The organism is Leisingera sp. F5 (assembly GCF_001593695.1).
Genome location: NZ_LUKH01000020.1, coordinates 38,213 through 58,102 on the forward strand (window position 1 = coordinate 38,213; position 19,890 = coordinate 58,102).

The 19,890-nt window shown below is 63.4% G+C and carries 17 protein-coding genes and 1 other RNA gene; 11 read left to right on the forward strand and 7 right to left on the reverse strand.

Going from position 1 to position 19,890, the window contains the following annotated elements; genetic code table 11:
- Positions 1–3: 3 nt before the first annotated feature.
- Both A2I95_RS14965 and nudC read right to left on the reverse strand, forming a co-directional pair.
- Entirely contained in the window at positions 4–471 is a 468-nt protein-coding gene (locus A2I95_RS14965; RefSeq protein ID WP_291730679.1) for an SRPBCC family protein, read from the reverse strand.
- A gap of 57 nt (positions 472–528) precedes the next feature.
- On the reverse strand, positions 529–1,512 hold the full coding sequence (nudC, locus tag A2I95_RS14970; protein ID WP_291730680.1) for an NAD(+) diphosphatase: 984 nt from the start codon (positions 1,510–1,512) through the stop codon (positions 529–531).
- A 333-nt stretch (positions 1,513–1,845) separates the two neighbouring features.
- Between nudC and A2I95_RS14975 the strand changes: the two genes are divergently transcribed.
- Together A2I95_RS14975 and ffs are read left to right on the forward strand one after the other, a co-directional pair.
- Positions 1,846–3,705 (forward strand): 5'-nucleotidase C-terminal domain-containing protein, encoded by a 1,860-nt coding sequence (locus A2I95_RS14975; RefSeq protein WP_291730681.1) that lies wholly within the window; start codon positions 1,846–1,848, stop codon positions 3,703–3,705.
- Positions 3,706–3,768: 63 nt separating this feature from the next.
- Positions 3,769–3,867: signal recognition particle sRNA small type (gene ffs / locus A2I95_RS14980), an RNA gene on the forward strand.
- A 187-nt stretch (positions 3,868–4,054) separates the two neighbouring features.
- Here the strand turns inward: ffs and A2I95_RS14985 are convergent.
- Positions 4,055–4,888: a prephenate dehydratase gene (locus A2I95_RS14985; protein ID WP_291730682.1), complete on the reverse strand. Its 834-nt coding sequence runs from the start codon at positions 4,886–4,888 to the stop codon at positions 4,055–4,057.
- Positions 4,889–5,007: 119 nt separating this feature from the next.
- Between A2I95_RS14985 and A2I95_RS14990 the strand changes: the two genes are divergently transcribed.
- Positions 5,008–5,514: a cytochrome c family protein gene (locus tag A2I95_RS14990; protein WP_291730727.1), complete on the forward strand. Its 507-nt coding sequence runs from the start codon at positions 5,008–5,010 to the stop codon at positions 5,512–5,514.
- Positions 5,515–5,597: 83 nt separating this feature from the next.
- Here A2I95_RS14990 and A2I95_RS14995 read toward each other — a convergent pair whose 3' ends face one another.
- Positions 5,598–5,834, reverse strand: a complete 237-nt coding sequence (locus tag A2I95_RS14995; protein ID WP_291730683.1) for a DUF333 domain-containing protein — start codon at positions 5,832–5,834, stop codon at positions 5,598–5,600.
- Between the two features lie 217 nt (positions 5,835–6,051).
- On the opposite strand from A2I95_RS14995, the gene A2I95_RS15000 reads away from it, so the two are divergent.
- The 4 genes from A2I95_RS15000 (at position 6,052) to A2I95_RS15015 (ending at position 11,899) form a co-directional block, all read left to right on the forward strand.
- Positions 6,052–7,965, forward strand: a complete 1,914-nt coding sequence (locus A2I95_RS15000; protein WP_291730684.1) for an extracellular solute-binding protein — start codon at positions 6,052–6,054, stop codon at positions 7,963–7,965.
- A gap of 9 nt (positions 7,966–7,974) precedes the next feature.
- A complete protein-coding gene (locus A2I95_RS15005; protein ID WP_291730685.1) occupies positions 7,975–9,060 on the forward strand; it encodes a microcin C ABC transporter permease YejB in 1,086 nt (361 codons plus the stop codon).
- Positions 9,061–9,063: 3 nt separating this feature from the next.
- A complete protein-coding gene (locus tag A2I95_RS15010) occupies positions 9,064–10,170 on the forward strand; it encodes an ABC transporter permease (RefSeq protein WP_291730686.1) in 1,107 nt (368 codons plus the stop codon).
- Positions 10,171–10,303: 133 nt separating this feature from the next.
- Positions 10,304–11,899 (forward strand): ABC transporter ATP-binding protein, encoded by a 1,596-nt coding sequence (locus tag A2I95_RS15015; protein WP_291730687.1) that lies wholly within the window; start codon positions 10,304–10,306, stop codon positions 11,897–11,899.
- A 304-nt stretch (positions 11,900–12,203) separates the two neighbouring features.
- On the opposite strand, the gene hemN is transcribed toward A2I95_RS15015, so the two are convergent.
- Positions 12,204–13,559 carry an oxygen-independent coproporphyrinogen III oxidase gene (hemN, locus tag A2I95_RS15020; RefSeq protein ID WP_291730688.1) on the reverse strand — a complete coding sequence of 452 codons (1,356 nt, stop codon included), beginning with the start codon at positions 13,557–13,559 and terminating at the stop codon, positions 12,204–12,206.
- A 62-nt stretch (positions 13,560–13,621) separates the two neighbouring features.
- On the opposite strand from hemN, the gene fnrL reads away from it, so the two are divergent.
- On the forward strand, positions 13,622–14,362 hold the full coding sequence (gene fnrL, locus A2I95_RS15025) for a transcriptional regulator FnrL (protein WP_291730689.1): 741 nt from the start codon (positions 13,622–13,624) through the stop codon (positions 14,360–14,362).
- A 20-nt stretch (positions 14,363–14,382) separates the two neighbouring features.
- On the opposite strand, the gene A2I95_RS15030 is transcribed toward fnrL, so the two are convergent.
- Positions 14,383–15,255, reverse strand: a complete 873-nt coding sequence (locus A2I95_RS15030) for a LysR family transcriptional regulator (RefSeq protein WP_291730690.1) — start codon at positions 15,253–15,255, stop codon at positions 14,383–14,385.
- A 116-nt stretch (positions 15,256–15,371) separates the two neighbouring features.
- On the opposite strand from A2I95_RS15030, the gene glyA reads away from it, so the two are divergent.
- Together glyA and A2I95_RS15040 are read left to right on the forward strand one after the other, a co-directional pair.
- Positions 15,372–16,697, forward strand: a complete 1,326-nt coding sequence (gene glyA, locus A2I95_RS15035; protein ID WP_291730691.1) for an aminotransferase class I/II-fold pyridoxal phosphate-dependent enzyme — start codon at positions 15,372–15,374, stop codon at positions 16,695–16,697.
- A gap of 189 nt (positions 16,698–16,886) precedes the next feature.
- Positions 16,887–17,144, forward strand: coding sequence for a GlsB/YeaQ/YmgE family stress response membrane protein (locus A2I95_RS15040; protein ID WP_027257983.1), 258 nt, complete (start codon positions 16,887–16,889; stop codon positions 17,142–17,144).
- Positions 17,145–17,223: 79 nt separating this feature from the next.
- On the opposite strand, the gene A2I95_RS15045 is transcribed toward A2I95_RS15040, so the two are convergent.
- Positions 17,224–18,063, reverse strand: a complete 840-nt coding sequence (locus A2I95_RS15045) for a universal stress protein (protein WP_291730693.1) — start codon at positions 18,061–18,063, stop codon at positions 17,224–17,226.
- Positions 18,064–18,267: 204 nt separating this feature from the next.
- On the opposite strand from A2I95_RS15045, the gene ccoN reads away from it, so the two are divergent.
- Positions 18,268–19,878, forward strand: coding sequence for a cytochrome-c oxidase, cbb3-type subunit I (gene ccoN / locus A2I95_RS15050; protein WP_291730694.1), 1,611 nt, complete (start codon positions 18,268–18,270; stop codon positions 19,876–19,878).
- Positions 19,879–19,890 lie beyond the last annotated feature (12 nt).

Consider the following 19,890-nt stretch of genomic DNA (forward strand, 5'->3'; position numbering starts at 1 on the left):
GGGTCAGGCGGTGCGGTTCAGCCGTTCCTCGGTGATCCGGGCATAGTCGGCCAGCCGCAGCTTGAACCGGCGGGTGAGGTTGCTGCGGGCCAGTTTCAGCGATTGTACCAGCAGCCGGCCGGTCAGGGTGGTGGGGGTCAGTTTCAGCTGCACCGACATCCTGGTCCGCCGCGGCGACAGCGCCAGCAGCTCAACCTCCAATTGGCCGTCCAGGCCGCTGCCGCCGCCCGTCAGCGACAGCCCGGTGACCGGGGTATAGGACGCCAGCGTCAGCCGGATGTCGCGCTGTTTGCCGCGAAACCGAAAGCCGATGTCCCAGGCCAGGCCGTTTTCCGGATGGGCGGTATCGCCGGTCCGCTGCACGTCGATGCCGCGCCGCAGAGCCGAGCGCTCCAGCAGGCCGAAATCAGAGATCGCGCCAAAGACGTCGGCAATCGGTGCTTCGATATCTTCTTTGCTTTGAAATTCCATGCGCGCCTGCCTTGGTTGCGCTGCCGTGCCGGCGCGCCGTTTTCGGCAATATGCTATTTAGTCCAGGGTGTCCGCAAGCCAGTTCTTGAGCAGAAAATGCGCAATTGCCCCCTGACGTGACGGCCTTAGGACCGGGTGTTCGCCGGCAAAGACCGTCATCATGTCCTGGCGGCTGACCCACAGAGCGTCTTCGATCTCAGCCGGGTCGATGGCGATGTCCGTGCTCAGCGCCTCGCCCGCGCAGCCGAACATCAGCGACATCGGAAAGGCCCAGGGCTGGCTGGACAGGTAACTGACGGGCCCGACCTGCACGCCGGTTTCTTCAAATGTTTCGCGGCGCACGGCAGCTTCCAGCGTCTCACCCGGTTCGACAAAACCTGCGAGCAGCGAATACATCCCTTCGGGCCAGCCGGGCGAGCGGCCCATCAGCACAGCATCGCCATGGGTGATCAGCATGATCACCACCGGGTCGGTGCGCGGGAAATGCGGTGTCTTGCAGGCGGGGCAGATCCGCTGCCAGCCCGCCTGCGCCATGTCGCTGGGGGCGCCGCAAGCTGCGCAGAACCCGTGGCTGCGGTGCCAGGCCAGAAGCGCCTTGGCAGTGGCGGCCAGTTCCGCCTCCAGCGGCGTGAGGCAGGTCATGACCCGGCGCAGCTCGGCAAAGGCGTGGGATGCAGGCAGATCCGGGTGCTGCTGCTCGCTGGCATCGGCAAAACTGTTGAGCGCCTCCTGATCCAGGTCTTCGGGCTGCCAGCCGCTGATATCGCAGGCAAAGCACGGCGCGCCGCCGGGTGCCAGGCCAAGAAACAATGCGGCATCCTTGCAATCAGCGGCCAGCGGATGCGCCGGACTGGTCCAGGCCAGCCCGCCGGGCAGATCCGCATCCGTTTCGCGGCGGGTCAGCGGTTTGCCGCGCCACATCAGCAGAACTTGGGCTTCCGGGCTGTTCCAGGCCGCTTCCAGCGCTGCGGGATCCGTGCGCAGATGGGCCGCCCGCTCCAGCCCGCCGCCGCCGAATGTCACTTGTTCTGCGTGTTTCATTGCGGCTCTCCTCTGGCTGCTGCGGTTTCACTGGGCGCAACGGATGGAATAGCGCCATCCATGGCAGTGTGCCGCAGGCGTTGCCAGCAATCGGCGGCGATCTGCGCTTGCCTGTCACTGCACCGCCACACCTGCCGGGCGGGAATGGCGGCTTTTCACTGCAGGACAGGGGGCGTCCGCCCCTTTGCTGCGCCGGCAGCAGGAAAAAATCAAATGCAGCAAAAAGGGTTCTTTGCAAATCGTTAAAACGCTGATTCAAATAGCCGCAAAACAAGAGCGGCACCGAAGGGTGCGAAAGGAGCAGCGGCAGTCGGTGTCAGCGGAATTTCGGACATGACAAGCGGGGCGCGCGCCTCGCAATCCCGGACCACAACCGGGCAGTTGCACGTGCTGGCCACTACGGACCTGCACTGCAATCTGCTGAGCCACGACTATTATGCCGACCGCCCCGGCGGGGCCATCGGCCTGTCCCGCGCTGCCACTTTGATCAGCCGCGCGCGCGCAGAGGCTGACCGTCTGGGCGCGGCCTGTCTGCTGGTCGACAATGGCGATGGCTTCCAGGGGTCGCCGCTGGGTGACATCGTGGCGGGTGCCAAAGGCCCTCACCCCCTTGCGCGCGCATTCCGGTTCTTGAAATATGATGCCGTCGGTCTTGGCAATCATGATTTCGATTTCGGCCTGGAGGCGCTGGCGGGCGTTCTGAAAGACGTGGCATGCCCGGTGCTGTGCTCAAGCCTGACGGCGCGGCAGCCTGATCTCCGGCTGCCCTTCGTGCCCTCGGCGGTGCTGGAGCGGGCGGTGCCTGGCTGCCCCGGTTTACCGCCGGTCCGGATCGGCCTGTTTTCGGTGCTGCCGCCGCAGACCCTGATCTGGTGCGGCAAGGCGCTGCAGGCACAACTGGCCGCAGGTGCCATCGTTGAAACCGCCGCGGCCCAAGCCCGGCGGCTGAAGGCGCAGGGCTGCGATCTGGTGCTGGCGCTGGCTCATACCGGAATTGACGGCAAGACCAGGGCAGGCCGCGGTGAAAATGAACTGGAGCAGCTTGCGAGCCTCCCGGAGATTGACGCCGTTGTGGGCGGCCACACGCATCTGACGCTGCCGGATCCCGCGCACCCCTTTGACAAGCCCGTCGTGATGCCTGGTGCGCATGGCTCGCATCTGGGTGTTCTGAGGCTGGATCTGGAGCATCGCAGCGGGGCTTGGCATCCTGCCGGCGGCTCTGCCAGCCTGCAGCCGGTGGGCCGGCATGGTGCAACCGGGGCAGCCCAGCCGCTGGTGCCGGAGGACCCTGGTTTCACACAGGCACTGGCAGAAGACCATGCCCGCACTTTGCAACGTATGCGCCAGCCCGCGGGCTACAGTTCGGTGGCGATGCATTCGTACTTCACTTTCTTCGCGCCTGATCGCGGCCTGGCACTGGTGGGCAGTGCCCAGGCCGCTGCGGTGCGGCCTTTGCTTGAGGGGGCCGGAAGGCAAGGCCTGCCGTTGTTGTCGGCTGTTGCACCGTGCAAATTCGGCGGCCGCTCCGGGCCGCATTATTATACCGACATTGCGGCCGGGGATCTTTGTGCCCGCAATATTTCTGATCTGCAGGTCTTCCCCAATGAATTGCGGGTGGTCGAGGTTGCCGGCGCACAGCTTCTGGACTGGCTGGAAATGTCGGCAGGGCTGTTCAGCCGGATCGTGCCGGGCAGCTCCGGACAGCCGCTGGCCGATCCGCAGCGGGCGGGGCATAATTTCGATGTGATCTTCGGGCTGAGCTATCAGATTGATCCAGCCCCGCCGCCGCGGTTCTCGGCGGCGGGGGTGATGATCAATCCCGGTGCCCGGCGGATCCGGAACCTGTGCTGGAACGGCCGGCCGGTGGACCCTGCCCAGCATTTTGCGGTTGCGGCCAACAGCTACCGGGTCAGCGGCGGCGGCAGCTTCAGCATGCTGCGCGAGGCCAAAGAACTGCCATTGCCTCCGATGCGGATCCGCCAGGCAATCCGCGACTACATCGCCGGGCGGCTGCCCTGTGATCCGCTGGCAGAGGCGCCTTATCCCTGGCAGCTGGCGCCGATGCCCGGCACCAGCGCGGTTGCCGTTACCGGGCCGGGAGCCGTCGGATACCTGGAGGAACTGCCTGCCGGGCTGGCTCAGCCGCGAGGGCACAGCAGCGGCGGCTTTCTGGAGCTGGAGCTGCAGCTTTAGAACGTCGAAGGCAGGGCTAGTGGGGCACTTGCCAATCCCGGCGGCGGCGCTTATATCGGGATTCGAGAGGTTGGCGCGGGCAGGCGCCTCGCCAACCTGGTCAGGTCCGGAAGGAAGCAGCCACAACGAGCCCCGCTTGGGTCGATGTCCAGCCTCTCACTTTACCCGCACAGCAAAACTGCAGGGTGGTTCTCCCGCCCGCTCCGGCGCAATCAAAGATTGCCCCACGCCGTTGGGCCGGGCGCCGCGCTGCCGCGCGGCGGGATCCGCTTCTTCTTCTGGCTGAAAATATCCTGGGGGAAATTGGCCGTTAGGCCAAGAGGGGCAAAGCCCCTGCCTGCAAAGCCTTTCAAAACCTGCCGTTGTTCGCGGGATAGACGCCGAGGATTTCCACATTGGTGGTGAAATAGCTCAGCTCATCCATTGCCAGCTGCACATTCGGATCTTCCGGGTGGCCTTCGATATCGGCATAGAACTGGGTCGCTGTGAAGGAGCCGTCCACCATATAGCTTTCCAGCTTGGTCATGTTGATGCCATTGGTGGCAAAACCGCCCATTGCCTTATACAGCGCGGCCGGAATGTTGCGGACCTGGAACACAAAGCTGGTGATCATGCTGTGGGCGCCGCGGCGGCGGTAGTCCGGCTCCGGCGACATGATCACAAAACGGGTGGTGTTGTCGCCGTTGTCCTCGATATGGCGGGCCAGCACCTCCAGCCCGTAGATCTCGCCCGCCAGCTCACTGGCCAGCGCCGCCACGCGCTTGTCGCCGGCTTCCGCCACATCCCGCGCCGCGCGGGCGTTGTCGGGGCTGACCCGGCCGGTAATACCGTGTTCGCGCAGGAAGGTCCCGCATTGCGGCAGCAGCACCAGATGCGATTTCGCCTCGCGGATGTCTTCCAGCCTGGCGCCCGGCACCCCCAGCACATTGATATGCACCCGCACAAAGGCCTCGTCGATGATGTGCAGCCCGCTGTGCGGCAGCAGCCGGTGAATATCGGCGACCCGGCCATAGGTGGAATTCTCCACCGGCAGCATCGCCTGCTCGGCTTCGCCGCTTTTGACCGCTTCAATGGCGTCCTCGAAGGTGCGGCACGGCAGCACCTCCAGGTCGCGCCGGGTACTGCGGCAGGCCTCATGGCTGTAGGAGCCAAGCTCCCCCTGAATGGCGATTTTGCGGCTCATGGGTGTGTTCCCCGTGCAAAACTTCAATAAATGGGCGTTTCGTCGCGTTGTCTATACCTTGCCACTTTGAAGGGGAAGCCTTAGACACCCACGCAGACAGCTAAATGGACACGCGATTCATGTTTGACACGATGACCCTCACCAAAGCGACCGCAGGCGTCTGCGGCGCGTTCCTGGTTCTCCTGCTGGGCAAATGGGCTGCCAGCGGCCTGTATCACATGGACAGCCACGGTGAGGCGTCCTATGTGATCGAAGTCGCTTCTGCCGATGCCGCAGCCAGCGACGAGCCGGAAGTCAGCTTTGAAGAGCTGATGGCCGCCGCCGACGTTGCCAAAGGCGCCAAGGTCTTCAAGAAATGCTCTGCCTGCCACAAGCTGGAAGACGGCGCCAATTCGACCGGCCCGTATCTGTACGGCGTTGTCGGCCGCGACATCGCAGCGGCCCCGGGCTTTGGCTATTCCGGCGCCCTCACCGGCCTGGACGGCGACTGGACCGCCGAGGCGCTGGACGCCTTCCTGGCCAAGCCGTCGGCCTATGCGTCGGGCACCACCATGTCGTTCTCCGGCCTGAAAAAGCAAAAAGACCGGGTGAACCTCATCGCCTATCTGGACAGCCTGGACGGCTGATCCGGACCGCTGTCCCGGCAATCCAAAGAAAAGCCGCTGCGAATTGCAGCGGCTTTTTTGATGCTCGCATGCGTGATGCCGGCTCAGGCCGGGTTGTTTTCCCGGTAATAGGCCAGCGCATCGCGCTCTGTGCCGTCGGGCAGGATGCAGACGCCGATGGTGCCGGCCTTGCCGCTGCGCAGCACGTAACTGCCGCCGGTCTGCACGCAATAGGCCTCTTCCGGGCTGCTGTAGACCACTTCCTCTTCCTGCTGGGCGCAGGCCCCAAGCGCGGCGGCCCCGGCAACCGCAAGGGCGGCAAGTTTCATAGACGTCGGCATCGGCAAACTCCCTCGTTATATAACGTAATCGTGATGCGAGGCTGGCAGGCAATTTTATTGCGGGCAAGCGCCGCCTTGTAAAAGCATGGTTTTCGGCTGCTTTGTGCCAAGAGAGCCGGGGATATCACTTAATCTCAACTTGAATGTTACCGCCCCCGGCCATTAGCTTGGCAGCAGAAATCCGGGCCCGAATTCCGGACAAAGGAGGTCATGGCAGATGAACACCGCTCGAGCTGCGGCGCGCGTGCGCGCGAGAGACAGAGTGACCCCGCTGCAGGCCGCGGCGGCGCTGGCTTTCGGACTGATCCTGGCGCTGGCAGCAGCAACACTGGCGCGGGCGGATGACGCGGTCATCAAGGCGCATGGCTTTGCCGAATTCGGCGAGCTGAAATACCTGCAAGGCTTTGCCCATTTTGATTACGTGAACCCGGAGGCGCCCAAGGGCGGTGAATTGTCGATCTCTGCCGTCGGCACCTTTGACAGCATGAACCCCTACACCCGTAACGGCCGCGCCGGGGCGCTGTCCTCGGACCAGTTCGAAAGCCTGCTGGTGGAATCCTACGATGAGCCCGGCTCTTACTACGGGCTGATCGCCGAAAGCCTGGAATATCCCGAAAACCAGGATTGGGTGATCTTCAACCTGCGCCCCGAGGCAAAGTTTTCCGATGGCACCCCGGTCACCGCTGACGACGTGGTGTTTTCCCACAACATCCTGCTGGATCAGGGACTGAAGTCCTACGCCGAGGCGGTGCGCAAGCGCATCCCCAAGGCCGAGGCACTGGACCCGCACCGGGTCAAATTCCATTTCAGCCCGGATTTTCCGCGCCGGGCGATGATCACCCAGGTCGGCGGCACGCCGGTGTTCTCCAAGGCCTGGTTCGAGGCCGACCCGGAAAACCGCCGCCTGGATGAGCCGCGGCTGGATCCCGGTATCGGCTCCGGCCCCTATGTGCTGGAACGTGCTGATGTGAACCAGCGCATCGTCTACCGCCGCAACCCGGATTACTGGGGTGCAGGTCTGAACGTGAACATTGGCCGCCACAACTATGACCGCATCCGGGTTGAATATTTCGGCGATGCCATTGCCGCGATGGAGGGCTTCAAGGCCGGCGTTTACACTCTGCGCCCCGAGAATAATTCGAAAAGCTGGGCCACGTCTTATGACTTTGCCGCGGTGGATAAGGGTCAAGTGATCAAGGGCGAAATCCCCGACGGCAACGTGCCTGCCGCCAATGGCTTTGTGATGAACCTGTTGCGTCCCAAGTTCCAGGATATCCGTGTCCGCGAAGCGCTGCAGCTCGCCTTCAATTTCGAGTGGACCAACGAAAGCCTGCAATACGGGCTGTTCCGCCATCGCTCCTCCTTCTGGCAAGACTCGCCGTTGCAGGCGGAAGGGTTGCCGGAAGGGCGCGAGAAAGAGGTGCTGGAGGCGCTGGGCGATCAGATCGACCCCGCGCTGCTGACCTCCGAACCGGTAATGGCACATAGCTCTAAGGCGTCGCGTCCCGGCGATCGCAAGAACCTGCGCCGGGCGATGAAACTGTTGGATGCGGCGGGCTGGGCCGTCGGTGATGACGGGCTGCGCCGCAATGCGGATGGCACGCTGCTGAAGCTGGAGTTTCTGGCCGACAGCCCGACTATTGAGCGCATCGTGCAGCCCTATGTCACCAACCTGCGCACCATGGGCATCGATGCGGTGGTGAACCGGGTCGATTACGCCCAATACACCAGCCGCCGCCGCGAGAAGGAGTTCGACATGATCTCCTCGGCCTACCGGATGTCGCTGGAGCCTTCGACCGGCCTCTATCAGTATTTCGGCTCCGAGGCGCATGAATATTCGGTGTTCAATCCGGCCGGGCTGGCCGATCCGGCGGTGGATGCGCTGATTGGCAACATCGTCAACGCCAGGACGCAAGATGAACTGCGCGCCAATGCCCGCGCGCTGGACCGGGTGCTGCGCGCCAAGCGGTTCATGGTGCCGGCCTGGTATCTGGATGTCAGCTGGATCGCCTATTGGGACATGTACCGCCAGCCGGAAACCCTGCCGCCCTATAACACCGGCATGCTGGATCTGTGGTGGATCGATGCTGAGCGCGAGGCGGATCTCAAAGCCGCCGGCGCGCTACGGTAAGACAGGGACATGGCAGCCTATATCTTCAGACGCCTGCTTTTGGTGATCCCGACGCTGTTCGGCATCCTGCTGGTGAATTTTGCTCTGGTGCAGTTTGTGCCCGGCGGCCCGGTAGAGCAGATCATCGCCCAGCTCGAAGGCGGCGGCGACGTGTTCGAGGGCTTCGCCGGCGGGGGTGGCGATACCGGCACCGAGGCGATCAGCGCCAATGAAAACTACGCCGGCCGCCAGGGCCTGCCGCCCGAGCTGATCGAGGAGCTGCAGCAGCAGTTCGGCCTCGACAAGCCGCCGCTGGAACGCTTCCTGACGATGCTCGGCAACTATGCGCGCTTTGATTTCGGCGAAAGCTATTTCCGCAAGATCGACGTGACCGACCTGGTGCTGGAAAAAATGCCTGTCTCGATCTCGCTCGGCCTGTGGTCAACGCTGATCGCCTATCTGATTTCAATCCCGATGGGCATCCGCAAGGCGCTGCGGGACGGCTCGCGCTTTGACACCTGGACCAGCGGTTTCATCATCGCCGCCTATGCGATCCCGTCTTTCCTGTTTGCCATCATGCTCTTGGTGCTGTTTGCCGGCGGCTCCTACTGGCAGATCTTCCCCTTGCGCGGCCTGACCTCGGACAACTGGGAGCAGCTAAGCCTCCTGGGCAAGATCGGCGATTACTTCTGGCACATCGCGCTGCCAGTGCTGGCCTCGACGATCGGCGCCTTTGCCACGCTGACGCTCTTGACCAAGAACTCCTTCCTGGATGAGATCAAGAAGCAATACGTGATGACCGCCCGCGCCAAGGGCCTCAGCGAGAACCGGGTACTCTATGGTCATGTGTTCCGCAACGCGATGCTGATCGTGATTGCCGGCTTTCCTTCGGTCTTCATCGGGGTGTTCTTCTCCGGCTCGCTGATCATCGAGACGATCTTCTCGCTGGACGGCCTTGGCCGCCTGGGGTTTGAGGCTGCAGTGGCGCGCGATTACCCGGTGATCTTCGGCACCCTGTTCATCTTCGGCCTGATGAGCCTGGTTGTCGGCATCGTTTCGGACTTGATGTATGTGCTGGTCGACCCGCGCATCGACTTTGAAAAGCGGGAGGGCTGACCTATGGCGCTTTCCCCCCTGAACCAGCGCCGCTGGAGCAATTTCCGCAAGAACAAGCGCGCCTTCTGGTCGCTGATCCTTTTCACCGTGCTGTTCACACTGTCACTGTTTGCCGAGTTCATCGCCAACGATAAACCGATTCTGGTGAGCTACCGTGGTGAACTTCACACGCCGGTGTTCAAGTTTTACCCGGAAACCCGGTTCGGCGGCGACTTTCAGACCGAGGCGATCTACAGCGACCCGGAGGTCGAATGCCTGATCCGCTCCGGCGGCATCGAGGATTGCTTCGACGAGCCCGGGACGATCCTGGAAGAGATTGCCGCGGGGACTTACGCCGCGGAGGGGTTCAAGCAGGGCTGGACCCTTTGGCCGCCGATCCCCTACAGCTTCAACACCACCGTTGACCGCCCCGGCGCGGCGCCGCTGCCGCCGAACGGGCAGAACCTGCTGGGCACCGATGATACCAAACGCGACGTGCTGGCGCGGGTGATCCACGGTTTCCGCCTGTCCATCCTGTTCACCCTGATCGTGACCGGCGCTGCCACGGTGCTGGGCATCCTGGCCGGCGCGGTGCAGGGTTTTTTCGGCGGCTGGCTGGACCTGGTGTTTCAGCGGGTGATCGAGATCTGGAGCTCGACCCCGACGCTCTATGTGATCATCATCATGTTTGCGATCCTGGGCCGCAGCTTCTGGCTCTTGGTCTTCCTGATGGTGCTGTTCGGCTGGACTGCGCTGGTGGGTGTGGTCAGGGCCGAATTCCTGCGCGCCCGCAATCTGGAATACGTCCGCGCCGCCAAAGCGCTCGGGGTGGGCAATATGACCATCATGTTCCGCCACATGCTGCCCAACGCGATGGTGGCGACGCTGACTATGCTGCCCTTCATCGTGACCGGCACCATCTCGGCGCTGGCGGGGCTTGACTTCCTCGGCTTCGGCCTGCCGTCCTCGGCGCCGTCACTGGGAGAGCTGACCCTGCAGGCCAAGCAGAATCTTGAAGCGCCCTGGCTGGCCTTCACCGCCTTCTTCACCTTCGCGATCATGCTGTCGCTGCTGGTCTTCATCTTTGAAGGCGTGCGCGATGCTTTTGATCCACGGAAGACATTTTCATGAGGCTGCATTCAGAGCGCTGCAATAGGGCGAAGCCTGCCTGGGCGGGCGCGAATGCGCCTGCCGGGGGGCAGGCAGGCGCAGCCCGGGCCGCGAGCGACCCGGGCAGGAACTGGGGCAATGGAGGCGCAGATTAATGGGCAACGAAAACAACTCCCCCCTCCTGAACGTCCAGAACCTCCGCGTTTCCTTCCGCCAAGACGGCAAGATCACCGAAGCCGTGCGCGGCGTCTCCTTCTCGGTGGATCGCGGCGAGACCGTGGCGCTGGTGGGCGAGAGCGGCTCAGGCAAATCCGTCTCGGCGCTCTCCACCGTGTCTCTCTTGGGCGACAGCGCCATGGTCGAGGGCTCGGTCACCTATGACGGCACCGAAATGGTCGGCGCCGATGAGAAGCACCTGATGGATGTGCGCGGCAATGACATCAGCTTCATCTTTCAAGAGCCGATGACCTCGCTCAACCCCTTGCACCCCATCGAACGCCAGCTGGAGGAATCCATCGCCCTGCACCAGGGTCTGACGGGCCGCGCCGCGCGGGACCGTATTCTGGAGCTGTTGAACAAGGTCGGCATCCGCGACGCGGAAAGCCGGCTCAGCGCCTATCCGCATCAGCTCTCGGGCGGGCAGCGCCAGAGGGTGATGATCGCCATGGCGCTGGCCAACAAGCCCGACATCCTGATCGCGGACGAACCCACAACGGCGCTGGATGTGACCATCCAGGCGCAGATCCTCGACCTCTTAGCGGACTTGAAGAAAAGCGAGGGCATGGGGCTGCTGTTCATAACCCATGACCTCGGCATTGTGCGCCGCATAGCTGACCGGGTCTGCGTGATGAAGGACGGCGAGATCGTCGAGGAAGGCCTGGCGGCAGAGATCTTCGCCAATCCGCAGCACGCTTACACGCAGAAACTGCTGGCAGCAGAGCCTTCGGGCCAGCCGCAGCCGGTTGCCCCGGATGCGCAGGAATTGGTGGCGGCCAAGGACCTCAAGGTCTGGTTCCCGATCCAGCGGGGCCTCTTGAAACGCACCGTGGGCCATGTGAAGGCAGTGAACCCGATGTCGGTTGCGGTGCGCGCAGGCGAGACGCTTGGCATCGTCGGCGAGAGCGGCTCAGGCAAGACCACTCTGGCGCTGGCGATCATGCGGCTGATTGCATCCGAGGGTGCGGTGACCTTCCAGGGCCAGGATTTGCGCAAATGGTCCACCCGTGATCTGCGCAAACTGCGCAAGGACATGCAGATCGTGTTCCAGGATCCCTTCGGCTCGCTCAGTCCGCGGATGACCTGCGCCCAGATCATCTCCGAAGGCCTTGCGATCCACAAGGTCGACCAGCACCGCAAGCCGCGTGAGCTGGTGGCGGAGGTGATGCAGGAGGTGGGGTTGGACCCGGCAGCGATGGACCGCTACCCTCATGAGTTCTCCGGCGGCCAGCGCCAGCGCATCGCCATTGCCCGCGCTATGGTGCTGCGCCCCAAACTGGTGGTGCTGGACGAGCCGACCTCGGCGCTGGACATGACGGTGCAGGTTCAGATCGTCGAGCTGCTGCGCGATCTGCAGACCCGTTATGGGCTGGCCTATCTGTTCATCAGCCACGACCTGAATGTGGTGCGGGCTATGTCGCACAATGTGGTTGTGATGAACCAAGGCGACGTGGTGGAGACCGGATCGGCCGAGGACTTATTCACCAATCCTCGGGCGGACTACACCCGCAGGCTGCTGGCGGCGGCGGGTTAATACTCTGGCAGACTTTGCTGCATCTATGCGCGCACGGCCTGCGCAACGCCCATAAGTTGCGGCAGCAGGTTTGACCAAATGTTTCGCGCGCGAAACATTTCGGCAGAAGTCCTGACTTATCTGAAGCACCCTGGAACAGGCGGAAAACTCCCGCGCCCGCAGGCCCGCCCGGCTGATGCCGGACGGGCCTTGGCGGCCTTGGGCCAGGCTCAGCGCCAAAGGCGCTGAGCCTGGCCCAACGGGAGCGCTGCGCCTTGGTGCTGCAGCGACGGGCGGGAGAACTTCCAAGGGTTAGGAGAAAGGCTCAGAACGCTGCGCTGTGGGTGGCCTTGCTGAGGTCATAGGTGTCGAAACTGCGCGCAATCATCCGGGTCAGGGGGCGGGCCTCGTCGTGGATGGCAAGGCCTTTGGCGGTGACCGACAGCATGCCGGGAAAGGCGGCCTCTGCCTCTGCAAACATCCTGTCCAGCCCTGCATCGGTCACGGCAAAGCGGGACAGGATCTCCTCCCGGCTGATGCTGAAATCGCACATCAGCGCCTCAATGAGCCGGGCCCGCAACAGGTCCTCACCGCCAAAAGCATGGCCGCGGGCGGTGGCAAAGCGGCCCTCGCGGATGCTGCGGATATAGGCCGAAGTGCCCGGCGCATTCTGCGCATAGCCCTGCGGAAAGCGCGAGACCGCTGAAGCACCGATGCCGATCAGCACCTCTGCGGGATCGTCGGTGCAGCCCTGGAAATTGCGCCGCAGCCGGCCTGTCCGCTGTGCCGCCGCCAACCCGTCACCGGGCCGTGCAAAGTGATCAATGCCGATTTCCCGGTAGCCGTCCCACAGGAACAGCCGGCGGGCGGTTTCAAACAGCTCCAGCCGTGCCTCGGGCGTTGGCAGCGCGTCGGAGCGGATCATGCATTGCCGCCCCGCCATCCAGGGCACATGGGCATAGCCATAGACCGCCACCCGGCCGGGGGTCAGGGAGACGAGCTTTTGCACGCTTTCGGTCATCCGCGCTGGTGTCTGATGTGGCAGTCCGAACAGGATATCGGCGCTGAGGCTGGTAATCCCATGGGCGCGCAGCTGTTCGATGGCAGTCCGGGTCGACTCAAAACTTTGGATACGGCCAATCGCCTGCTGAATGGCCGTGTCGAAATCCTGCACACCGACCGAGGCCCGTGTCATGCCCGTCTCCGCCAGGGCCTCCAGTCGCCGGCCCCCGATCTCGTTCGGGTCGATTTCAACCGAGAACTCTGCCCGGGGCGCCAGTGGAAGGGCCTCTGCGATCGTGCCTGCCAGGTCGCGGATCAGCTCAGCGCTCAGAATCGTCGGGGTGCCGCCGCCCCAATGCAGGCGCGACAGGGTCACGCCCTCCGGCAGCTGCTGCCGCAGCAGCGCTATTTCGGCCTTCAGCACTTGAACGTAGGCTTCGACCGGCGCGTCCGAATGGGTGCCCTGGGTGCGGCAGGCGCAGAACCAGCACAATCTGCGGCAGAACGGCACATGCACGTACAATGAGATACTGCTGCCGGGGGCAACCTTTGACACCCAGCTGGAAAACCGGGCGGGATCCACCGCGTCTCCGAAATGCGGCGCGGTCGGGTAACTTGTATAGCGCGGCACTTTGGCGTCGAATAATCCGAGTTCGGCCAATTGAGGTTTCTGATCCATTCCTTTAGTTTTAAGCACGCCAGCTTAGGCAAGCCTTGACCCAGATCAACCGGGATCCCCTGATGAACGCTCCAATACTGTCACAGTCCAGATGCGGCGACTGCCCGATCCGCCACCGCGCCGTTTGCGCGCGGTGCAACGCGGATGAGCTGGATGAGCTGGACGGTATCAAATACTACCGCACCTATGAGGCGGGCCAGCCGATCATCTGGTCCGGCGATGTGATGACCTTTGTCGGCTCGGTTGTGTCGGGCATCGCCTCGCTGACCCAGACGATGGAGGACGGGCGCACCCAGATGGTGGGCCTGCTGCTGCCCAGCGACTTTGTCGGCCGTCCGGGGCGTGAAGGGGCAGCCTATGATGTGGCAGCGACCACGGATGTGGTGATGTGCTGTTTTCGCAAGAAACCGTTTGAAGAGCTGATGGAGCGCACCCCGCATATCGCGCACCGCCTGCTGGAAATGACCCTGGACGAGCTGGACGCGGCCCGCGAATGGATGCTGGTGCTGGGCCGCAAGACCGCGCGCGAGAAGATCGCCAGCCTGCTGGCTATCATCGCCCGCCGTGACGCCACGCTGACACCGGGCGGCGCCACCAACCGGATGGTGTTTGACCTGCCGCTGACCCGCGAGGCGATGGCGGACTATCTTGGCCTGACGCTGGAAACTGTGAGCCGTCAGATCTCGGCGCTCAAGCGGGACGGTATCATCGAACTGGAAGGCAAGCGGCATGTGACCGTGCCCGACATGCGCCTGCTGATGGAAGAGGCCGGCGACGACAGTGACGGCGGCTTCTTGGGCTGAGGCCGCTTTCCCGGAATTTTCTAACCGTTTTCAACCAGCCAGCGTGCGACCCGCGCCGCCGGGCTGCGGGGGCTGGATTGACGCAGGTGCCACAGCCGCAAGGCGTGCGGCAGGCTGGCCCTGATGTCAAACGGCGCCACCAGCTTGCCGCTGGCCAGCAGCGGCGCCACCAATGCCTGATGGCCGATCAGCACTCCGGCGCCATTGACGGCCTCTTCTACCGCCAAGGAATAGAGCGAATACTCCGGCCCCCTAATGTGCAGGGTTTTGCCCGGACAGGCTGCCTGCAGCCACGTACCCCAGTCCTGCGACCAGACCGCATCTGACAGGCAGGGCACGTTGAGCAAATCCGCGGGGGAGTGCAGCTTCTCGGCTACTATGGGCGCACAAACCGGAAAGATTGTATCCTGTTCGATCACCGTCCCCTGATCACCGCCATAGAACAGACAGAGGTCATAAGGCGCGCGTTTAAGGTTCGGGGGGGCCTCAATGGCGGTGACCGATACTGCCATGTCCGGCATCGCGGCGCGCAGGGCGGGCAGCCGCGGCGACAGCCAGAACTGCGCAATCGCGGGCAGGGTGGCGATATGCACGGTGCCGGGCTGTGCCTCTGCCCGCAGATGACGGACAGCGGCGTTGAGCTGGTCAAATGCGGCTGTGAACTCCGGCAGCACCCGCGCGCCCAGGGCGGTCAGCGTCACCTGCTTGGGGCGGCGGTCGAACAGCGGCGCCTGCAGCGCGTCCTCCAGCGCCTTGATATGGGCCGAGACCGCGCCGGGGGTCACACCCAGCTCTTGTGCAGCGGCAGAAAAGCCACCCAGCCGTGCTGCTGCCTCAAAGGCACGCAGAGCGGTCAGCGGCAGGGATTTGGCGCGGGGCGGGGAAACTGCCATGGCTTAGCCTCAATTTTTCTAGCCCTAGTTTTCTGTAAAACTGATTTGCGGGCAAGGGGGCAGGGACGCTTTGATAGGGGCAGAGACTAACCCGCCTCAGCGTGAAGGAGACAGAGATGACAGAGCTTGCCCGCCGCAATTGGGTGCCCGCCGCTTGCGAGGATTACGTGCAAACGGTGGCCGCCGAAACCGCCGCGGCCAGCCGCGCAGAGACCGCCGCGCGGCTGAGAGCGCTGGCTGCACGCAATGCAGAGATCCACGACCGCGACTGCTTCAACCTGAACCCCGCCACCAATGTGATGAACCCGGCGGCGGAAGCGCTGCTGGCAAGCGGCCTCGGCAGCCGCCCGTCGCTGGGCTATCCCGGTGATAAATACGAGATGGGGCTGGAAGCGGTCGAAGAGATCGAGGTCATCGCCGCCGAGCTGGCCGCGCAGGTGTTCAAGGCACGTTATGCCGAGATCCGGGTCGGGTCCGGCGCGCTGGCCAACCTTTATGGTTTCATGGCGCTGACTAGGCCGGGTGATGCGATCATCGCGCCGCCAGCTGCGGTGGGCGGCCATGTCACCCATCACGCGGATGGCTGTGCCGGGCTTTATGGGCTGCAGACCCAAGCGGCGCCGGTTGATGCGGATGGCTATACGGTGGATTTAGGCGCGCTTCGTGTATTGGCGCAGGAGGTGCGTCCCAAACTGATCACCATTGGCGGCAGCCTCAACCTGTTCCCGCATCCGGTGCCGGAAATCCGGGAAATTGCCGATGAGGTTGGTGCCAAGGTGCTGTTCGATGCCGCCCACCAATGCGGCATGATCGCGGGCGGCCATTGGGCCAATCCGTTGGAGCAGGGGGCGCATGTAATGACGATGAGCACCTACAAGAGCCTGGGCGGCCCCGCAGGCGGGCTGATCGTCACCAATGACGCGGAAATTGCCGAACGGCTGGATGCCATCGCCTTTCCCGGCATGACGGCGAATTTTGACGCCGCCAAAGCGGCAGCGCTGGCATTGAGCCTGCTGGACTGGGGGGAGCACGGCGCGCAGTATGCCCGCGCGATGGCGGAGCTTTCGCTGGTGCTGGCGCAGGAACTGGCAAGGCTGGGCCTGCCTGTCTTTGCAGCTGAGCGCGGCATGACACAATCGCATCAGTTTGCGCTGGAGGCGGCGGCGTTCGGCGGTGGTCAGGCGGCCTCAAAACATCTGCGCCAGGCCGGGTTCCTGACCTGCGGCATCGGCCTGCCGCTGGCGCAAGTGCCTGGCGACATGAACGGGCTGCGCATCGGCACCCCGGAACTGGTGCGCCGCGGGGTGGAGCTTAAGCATGCACCGCGGCTTGCGGAGCTGATTGCCCGTGGCCTGCGGGCAGAAGATCCGGCGGCGCTGGCGGCGGAAACCGCAGAATTCCGCTCAACTTTCCAAGGGACGCACTACGTTCGCCAGATTTAAGAGTGGAAAGCAGGGGCACCGCTTTGCGGTGCCACGCCCAACGGGAGGACGCCCTTCAGCAGGAAGGGCCGACGACGGGCGGGAGCAGCGCCGGTTTGCAACGCTTGCCGTCAGGTCCCTTGGGGCTTGCAGGTGACCCGGTGCCGCGGTTGTGGTCTACTGGCGCAACCACAACAAACGGAGGCGGAAATGCAGTTTGGAAGCTTGATCGGGATGCTGATCGTCGGGGCGCTGGCCGGCTGGCTGTCAGGCAAGATCATGCAAGGGCGCGGCTTTGGCATCCTCGGCAATATCATCGTCGGCGTGGTTGGTGCCTTTCTGGCGGGCACAATCTTTCCGGCGCTGGGGTTTGCCGCGGGGGGCGGCTTCTTCTGGTCGCTGATCCATGCCACCATCGGCGCAGTGATCCTGCTGTTCCTGATCGGCTTGATCCGCAAGGCTGGTTAAAGCGCAAAAGACAGCACACGAAGGAGGCGCCCCGCACGCAGGGCGCCTTTCCGGTTTGAATGTCAGTCCGGACGCGGTCTTAGTGCGCCATCAGCACCGGCACCGCAGCCTGTTCCAGCATATTGCGGGTGGCACCGCCCAGGATTGCTTCGCGGAAGCGGGAATGACCGTAGGCGCCCATCACGATCAGATCGGCGGCGGTGTCTGCCGCGTGGCGGTTCAGCACATCCGACACCCGGGTCAGCGTCTTGCTGAGCACATCGATTTCACAAGCGACCCCGTGCCGTGACAGCATCTGCGCCAAAAGGCCGCCGGGGTCGGAGCGTTCGGGGCCGTGCTGCGGCGGGTCGATCACTGCGATGCGGACCAGATCGGCGCCCTTCATAAACGGCAGCGCCCTGCGGATCGCGGTCATTGCCTCGATGCTTTCGTTCCAGGCCACCAGAACAGTTTTGGGCTGGCGCATCGGCGCGGCCTTGCCGGGCACGACCAGCACCGGCGCACGGCCCTCGAACAGGGCAGCCTCGACTATCGGTTCAGCCTCGGCACGCGTGCCCGGCCCGTAAGGTTTGCCCAGCACCACCAGATCGGAAAACCGCGCCTGGCGCGCCACATGGCGGCCAAGGTCCGCGATTTGGGCCACACCGCTGTCGGTGGCAAACGGCACGCCGGCCTGCTGCAGCGCGGTTTCGGCCAGGGCTTCGACCTGTTCTGCTTCTTCCTGGGCGCGGGCCAGGGTTTCCTGCAGCACCATCGCATTGGCGCCTGCGTAGTAGTATCCTGTCTGGGTGCGGTCGACACCCAGGCATAGCGCATTGGCGTGGGCGCCAAAGTCTTCGGCCAGGGCCGTAATCTGCGCCAAAGGCGCCGCTGCGGTTTCTGCAGCTGTGAGGATCGTAAGCAAGGACTTATAGGACATTGGCACCTCTCGGCGGATGATGCGGCGCAGCCCGGATAGCTGCGGTGCGAAGAATTTCGTGACACGGGCAGATGTGTCACATGTTGCTTGGAAATGTCTTGATGCAGATCAAGGCAGCAAAGATGCGCCTTTTGCATGAAGGGCGCGGTCTAATAACGTCCCCGTATCCGCAGGATTCGCGGGGGCATGGCAAAGGGACGCAAGATGTCTAACTATATCAAGCTGATAGCGCTTGGTCTGGTCACGCTGTTTGCGATGATCGGTTCCAATTACGCGCGGGATCTGGCTTACCAGGTGCATGCGATCATCGTGATGATCGTGGCTGGCGGCCTGTTTCTCTATACTTTGCGCCACACCAACGAGCCGAAACCGGCAGTTGTTGGTTTGGAAAATGAGTATTTCGACAGCGTCGTGCGCGCTGGCACAATCGCAACCGCCTTTTGGGGCGTGGTCGGATTTCTGGCCGGGACTTTCATTGCGTTCCAGCTGGCTTTTCCGGCACTGAATTTCGAGTGGGCGCAAGGGTTTGCCAATTTCGGCCGCCTGCGCCCGCTGCACACTTCGGCAGTGATTTTCGCCTTTGGCGGCAACGCGCTGATCGCCACCTCCTTTTACGTGGTGCAGCGGACCTCTGCGGCGCGGCTGTGGGGCGGCAATCTGGCGTGGTTCGTGTTCTGGGGCTATCAGCTGTTCATCGTGCTGGCGGCGACCGGCTATCTGTTCGGCTCGACCCAGTCCAAGGAATACGCGGAACCCGAATGGCATGTTGACCTGTGGCTGACCGTGGTCTGGGTCGCCTATCTGGCCGTGTTCCTGGGCACCGTGATCAAGCGCAAGGAGCCGCATATCTATGTGGCGAACTGGTTCTACCTGGCCTTCATCGTCACCGTGGCGATGCTGCATCTGGTCAACAACATGACCATTCCGGTCTCGATCTGGGGCTCCAAATCGGTCATCGTCTGGCCGGGCGTGCAGGATGCGATGATCCAGTGGTGGTACGGCCACAACGCCGTGGGCTTCTTCCTGACCGCGGGCTTCCTGGGGATGATGTACTACTTCATTCCAAAGCAGGCTGAGCGTCCGGTGTTCTCCTACAAGCTGTCGATCATCCACTTCTGGGCCTTGATCTTCCTTTATATCTGGGCCGGTCCGCACCACCTGCATTACACCGCGCTGCCGGATTGGGCATCGACCCTGGGCATGGTAATGTCGATCATCCTGTGGATGCCCAGCTGGGGCGGCATGATCAACGGTCTGATGACGCTCTCGGGCGCCTGGGACAAGCTGCGCACCGATCCGGTGATCCGGATGATGGTGATCTCGGTTGGCTTCTACGGCATGTCCACATTCGAGGGCCCGATGATGTCGATCCGCGCGGTGAACTCGCTGTCGCATTACACCGACTGGACCATTGGCCACGTGCACTCCGGCGCGCTGGGATGGAACGGCATGATCACCTTTGGCGCCCTCTATTATCTGGTGCCGGTGCTGTGGAAGCGTGAGCGTTTGTATAGCCTCAGCCTGGTCTCCTGGCACTTCTGGCTCGCCACCATCGGCATCGTTCTCTATGCCGCCTCGATGTGGGTGACCGGGATCATGGAAGGCCTGATGTGGCGCGAAGTGGACGCCAACGGCTTCCTGGTGAACTCCTTTGCTGACACCGTGGCAGCGAAGTTCCCGATGTATGTGGTGCGCGGTCTGGGCGGGGTTATGTTCCTCACCGGTTCGATCATCATGTGCTACAACCTGTGGATGACTGTCCGTAAGGCCCCGGCTAAAGAAGCCAGCCTGACGGTTCCGGTCCCGGCTGAATAAGGAGCCAGGCAG